Below are 4,879 nucleotides of genomic sequence, written 5' to 3' on the forward strand. Positions count from 1 at the left end.
GCCGCATCGAGCAGGCCGCCATCGAGATGGACAACCTGCGCGCGGCATTCGCGTGGTGCCGGGAGAACGCCGAGATCTCGCAGGCGTTGCGGCTAGCCTCGGTCTTACAACCGCTTTGGACCACTCGCGGCCGTTTGCGGGAGGGCACAGCCTGGTTCGACGTGGCGCTGGCGGACGCCGCCGCGCACGACGTGGAGGTGCCGCTCCCCGTCCGCGCCCGGGCGCTCGCGGACAAAGCGATACTCGAGGGCGCGCAGACCATCCACGACAACATGGACATGGCGTTGGAAGCTCTGGCGCTCGCCCGTGAGATCGACGACCCGGCGTTGGTGGTTCGCGCGCTTGCAGGTTGCGGAATCATCGCCGCCTACGATGCGGCCGTTGCCGGCTCGTACTTCGACGAAGCGCTCGGCCTCGCTCGCACCGTGGGAGATGACTGGAGTTTGAACCAGATCCTCGCGTTCCAGGCCTTCGCGGCCGTCACGGGCAAGGGGGATCCGGTCGCGGCACGCGCGGCCGGTGAAGAAGGCCGTGACATCGCTGACGCGATCGGCGACGGCTACGCCTCTCGCGGGTGCCGGTGGTGTATCGGTTTGGCGCAGTGGTGGGAGGGAGATCTGGTGGGCGCCATTGCACAATTCCGGGCGCTGGTTGCCGAGTCGGACACGGCCCACGACGAAACGTGGAAGATGGCCAGCCTCGTCAGCCTGGGCCACATGCTCGCCTACACCGGTGACACGAGCGCGGCGCGGGTGGCCGCGAATGCAGCCGTTGAAGCCGCCACAGACCTCGGACCCTTCAACCAGGGCTACGCGTACGCCGCGCTGGCCGTCGCGATGGTCGCCGCGGGGGATGTGGACGCATCGGCCCGCGCCGGCGAGGCGGCATGGCAGCGGCTGAAGGTCCAGCCTGAACTCGCTGTCGTCAACGTCATTCCGCTGGCGGAAATCTCGCTCGCACAGGGGGATCTGACATCGGCGCGCCGCTGCGCCGACGACGCCGTTGCCGTCGCCCCGGGGGTTCATCGGGTGCTCGCCCTGGTGAAGCGTGCGCGGGTCGCGATCGCCCAACGAGACTGGGAGCAAGCGGAACGCGACGCCCACGGCGCGCTTGCCGGAGCGGTCGACCACAAGGCGTACTTCGTCCTTCCTGACGTCATGGAATGCCTAGCCACCCTCGCGGCGGGCGCAGGCGCGAACCGAGAAGCCGCGCGGCTGTTGGGAGCGGCAACCTCAGAACGAGAACGAACCGGGCATGTGCGATTCAAGATTCACGACGCCGCACATGACGCCGCCGTCGCGGCCCTGCGCGACGCGTTGGGAAACGACGAATTCCACCGGGCTCGGGCCGAAGGAGAGGCCCTGTCCACGGAGGAAGCGATCGCCTATGCGCGGCGCGGCCGCGGTGAACGCAAGCGACCCGCAACGGGCTGGGCGTCACTGACCCCCGCGGAGATCAACGTGGTCAGGCTGGTCAGCGAGGGACTGCAGAACAAGGACATCGCCGCACGGCTTTTCGTCTCGGCGCGCACCGTGCAGGCACATCTCAGCCATGTCTATTCCAAGCTCGGCATCAGCTCGAGAGTCCAGCTGGCACAGGAGGCTTCGCGGCACGCCTAGTCAGTCCTTGTCGCCGGAGTGCATCTTCAACGCGGCGTCCACGTTGGCCTTCTTGTCCTCCCCCGCCCCTTTGGCCGCGGCCTTCCTGCGCTTGGCGACGACGGCGTCGACGGCGCCGTTCAGCGCGGAACCCAGCGGGAACCCGAGATAGTGGGTGAGGAAGACGGCCATCTCCTTCAACTCGGTTTCGGTGAGCTCCCCGTTGAGCAGCGCGGCGTTGATCTGAATCTCGGCCAGGTCGCGGTTTCCGACAGCGGTCACGGCGGTCAATGTCATGATGCGCTTGTCGCGCATCGACAATCCGGGTCGCGTCCAGATGCTGCCGAACAGGTGGTCGACGGTCAGGTCAAAATACGCGTCGCCCTCGATGTTGGGCATTTCCCAGCCGTAAACCTCGTTCATCTTCTCGAGGCCCTTGCGGCGAAGTTCGTCCATCACGCCTCTTTCTCTGTTTGTGGCAGCCCGAGGCCAGCCGCCAGCCCCTCGTACGCCAGCCTGGCCAGGGGCAGGTCGACCGACAGCGCCTCGCCCAACGCCAATGCCAGGCTCAGGTCCTTTTCCCCCAGACCACGGGTGTGCATGAACGGCTGATACAGAAAGTGTTCCGGCCGAAGGTCATTCATGTCGTCGCGGACCATGATCGCGCCCGGCCCGCCGGTGAGGGCATCGGTGTGCCGCACCACTCGGCCCAGCGCCTGCAGATCCAGGCCCGCGGCCTCGGCCAGGTTCATGGCCTCACACGCCGCGACGTACGACGTGAACGTCAACATGTTGCGGGCCAGCTTCATTCGCGTCCCCGCGCCCGGCTCGCCGGCGTGGATGACGACCGTCGCCCAGTGCTTGAACGCCGGCTTGATCCGCTCGTACACCTCGCGATCGGCCCCGACCATCGTGGCCAGCTCGCCTTTCGCGGCGGCGGCCGTACCGCCGCTGACGGGTGCGTCCACGACGTGAATGCCCTGCGGTCTGAGTTCGGCCGCCAGTTCCGCGGCCGTGGTGTCGCTGATGGTCGAGTGGATCGCGATTACCGTGCCAGGCTTGGCGTGGGCGGCCAGCTCGGCGACGACCTCACGTACCTGGTCGTCGTTGAGCACGGTGACGTGGACGATGTCGGCGGACGCGACGTCGGCGACACTGTCGGCCAGGCCGGCGCCCTTCTCCGCCAGCGGTGTCATCGCATCCGTCCGGATGTCGTAAACCGTCACCCCGCCCGGCCACTCGGTCATCTTTGTGGCCATCGGGGCGCCCATGTTGCCCAGACCGATGTAACCCAGCTTGTAGTGATCACTCATGACCGGATGATCTGCCCGCCGTCGACGTTGAAGATCTGCCCCGTGATCCACGATGCCTCGTCGGACAGCAGGAAGAGGCACATCCCGACCAGATCCTCGGGAGTTCCCATGCGTGACAGGGGAAGACCCTTGACGATGTCGGCGACCATCTCCTGCGGGGTGGTCGTCCGATTCGCCTCGGTGTCGATGGGGCCGGGCGCAATCGCGTTGATCCGGATGTTCTGGCCGCCCAGCTCGCGGGAGAGCTGTTGCGTCAGACCGTTCACCCCGGCCTTGGCCAGGCCGTAGTAGTTCGAGTACAACCACGCCGCCGTGGACGACTGGTTCACGATCGCCCCACCGCCGCGCTTGGCCATCTTCTTGTAGACGGCGCGCGTGCACCACAACGCGCCGTCGAGGTTGACGCTCATGAACTTCTTGTAGTACTCGGGGTCGATGGTGAGCAGGAAGTCCAGCTTCATGCCGCCGAAGATCGCCGCGTTGTTGACCAGGTAGTCGATGCCCCCGAATTCCGCCAGCGTGCGATCCGCCATCGCCTTGGCCGACGCCGGGTCGGACACGTCGACCGGGATGCTGATCGCCGTGCCGCCGTCGGCGGAGATCTGCTTGGCCACCCCCTCGGCCGCCTCCGCATTGATGTCGGCGACTACCACCGCCGCGCCCTCGCGCGCGAGCGCCTCGGCGTAGGCCTGGCCGATGCCGCCGCCGGACCCGGTGACGATGCCGACCTTGTTCTCAAACCGCATGCTGTCTAGCTCCTCTGGTCAGATCGCCGTCGCGATGGTCTTCAGTTCCAGGTATTCCTCGAAACCGGCCAGACCCATCTCGCGACCGTTTCCGGACTGCTTGTAGCCGCCGAAGGGCGCGTCGGCCGAGTACCACACCCCGCCATTGACATTGATGGTGCCCGCGCGGACCCGCGCGGCGACCCGCGCCGCCCTATCCGGGTCGGCGCCGAATACGGTGCCCGACAACCCATATGGCGAATCGTTGGCAATGCGGACGGCGTCGTCGTCGCCGTCGTGTGGAATCACCGTCAGGACGGGCCCGAAGATCTCCTCGCGTGCGCAGCGCGCGTCGTTGCCCAGTCCCGCGATCACCGTGGGCTCGATGAAGAAGCCGACTTCGCGGTCGGCCGGCCGGCCGCCACCGCAGGCGAACGTCCCGCCCTCGGCGATGGCCGAGTCGAGGTAGCCCTGGATCCGGTCCCGCTGGCGCGCCGAAATCACTGGACCGCAGATGGTTCCGGGATCGGTGGGGTCACCCGCCTTGATGCCACCCATTGTGGCGGCCGCGATGGCGACGGCCTCGTCATACTTCGCGCGCGGCACCACCAGCCGGGTGGTGATCGCGCATCCCTGCCCGGCGTGCATGCACACCGAGAAGCCGGCCACGCCCACCGCGCCGCCCAGGTCCGCGTCGTCGAGGACGATGAACGCCGACTTGCCGCCCAGCTCGAGAAAGACCTTCTTGATGGTCGCGGCGCCATCGGCCATCACGCTGCGACCTGTGGCTGTCGACCCGGTGAACGAAATCATGTCCACCCGAGGATCTTTCGCCAGCAGCGCACCCACCCTGTGGTCGCTGGACGTGACGATGTTGATCACCCCGGGCGGAAAGTCGGTGTGCTCGGCGATGAGTTCCCCCAGCACGGCCGCACACCACGGGGTATCGGGGGCCGGCTTGAGGACGACGGTGTTCCCGGCGGCCAGCGCGGGCCCGATCTTGGCGAGGTTGATCTGGTGGGGGAAGTTCCACGGGGTGATGGCGCCAACGACGCCGACGGCCTCGCGGGCGATGGTGCGCCGGGTGGGGATGCCCATCGGTGACGCGTCGCCGAGATCCCGGCTGTATTCATATGATTCGGCGGTATCCGCCGCGAATGCCAGGTCGTTGACCGGGACTTCGAGCTGCGCGATCCCGGTAAGCATCCGCGGCGCACCGACTTCGGCGATGGTCAGGTCGCGC

General features: G+C 67.3%; 5 protein-coding genes. 1 reads left to right on the forward strand and 4 read right to left on the reverse strand.

Going from position 1 to position 4,879, the window contains the following annotated elements; translation table 11 throughout:
- On the forward strand, window positions 1–1,619 hold a 1,619-nt coding region (locus A5704_RS25405; RefSeq protein WP_231969354.1), incomplete at its 5' end, for a helix-turn-helix transcriptional regulator.
- Here the strand turns inward: A5704_RS25405 and A5704_RS25410 are convergent.
- The 4 genes from A5704_RS25410 to A5704_RS25425 form a co-directional block, all read right to left on the reverse strand.
- A complete protein-coding gene (locus A5704_RS25410; protein ID WP_067761468.1) occupies window positions 1,620–2,054 on the reverse strand; it encodes a carboxymuconolactone decarboxylase family protein in 435 nt (144 codons plus the stop codon).
- A complete protein-coding gene (locus A5704_RS25415) occupies window positions 2,054–2,911 on the reverse strand; it encodes an NAD(P)-dependent oxidoreductase (protein WP_067891709.1) in 858 nt (285 codons plus the stop codon). Before A5704_RS25415 ends, A5704_RS25410 begins: the two co-directional genes overlap by 1 nt.
- On the reverse strand, window positions 2,908–3,657 hold the full coding sequence (locus A5704_RS25420) for an SDR family oxidoreductase (protein ID WP_067761462.1): 750 nt from the start codon (window positions 3,655–3,657) through the stop codon (window positions 2,908–2,910). The genes A5704_RS25415 and A5704_RS25420 overlap by 4 nt, the downstream gene beginning before the upstream one ends.
- Window positions 3,658–3,675: 18 nt before the next feature.
- Window positions 3,676–4,879 (reverse strand): aldehyde dehydrogenase (locus tag A5704_RS25425; RefSeq protein ID WP_067891710.1); only part of this gene is annotated, 1,204 nt, incomplete at its 5' end.

Source organism: Mycobacterium sp. E735 (assembly GCF_001666955.1).
GTDB lineage: Bacteria > Actinomycetota > Actinomycetes > Mycobacteriales > Mycobacteriaceae > Mycobacterium.

Bases quoted from the DNA above. Each gene is read 5' to 3' on its own strand.
- A5704_RS25410 (WP_067761468.1), bottom strand. From the start codon at position 2,054: ATGGACGAACTTCGCCGCAAGGGCCTCGAGAAGATGAACGAGGTTTAC.
- A5704_RS25415 (WP_067891709.1), bottom strand. From the start codon at position 2,911: ATGAGTGATCACTACAAGCTGGGTTACATCGGTCTGGGCAACATGGGC.
- A5704_RS25420 (WP_067761462.1), bottom strand. From the start codon at position 3,657: ATGCGGTTTGAGAACAAGGTCGGCATCGTCACCGGGTCCGGCGGCGGC.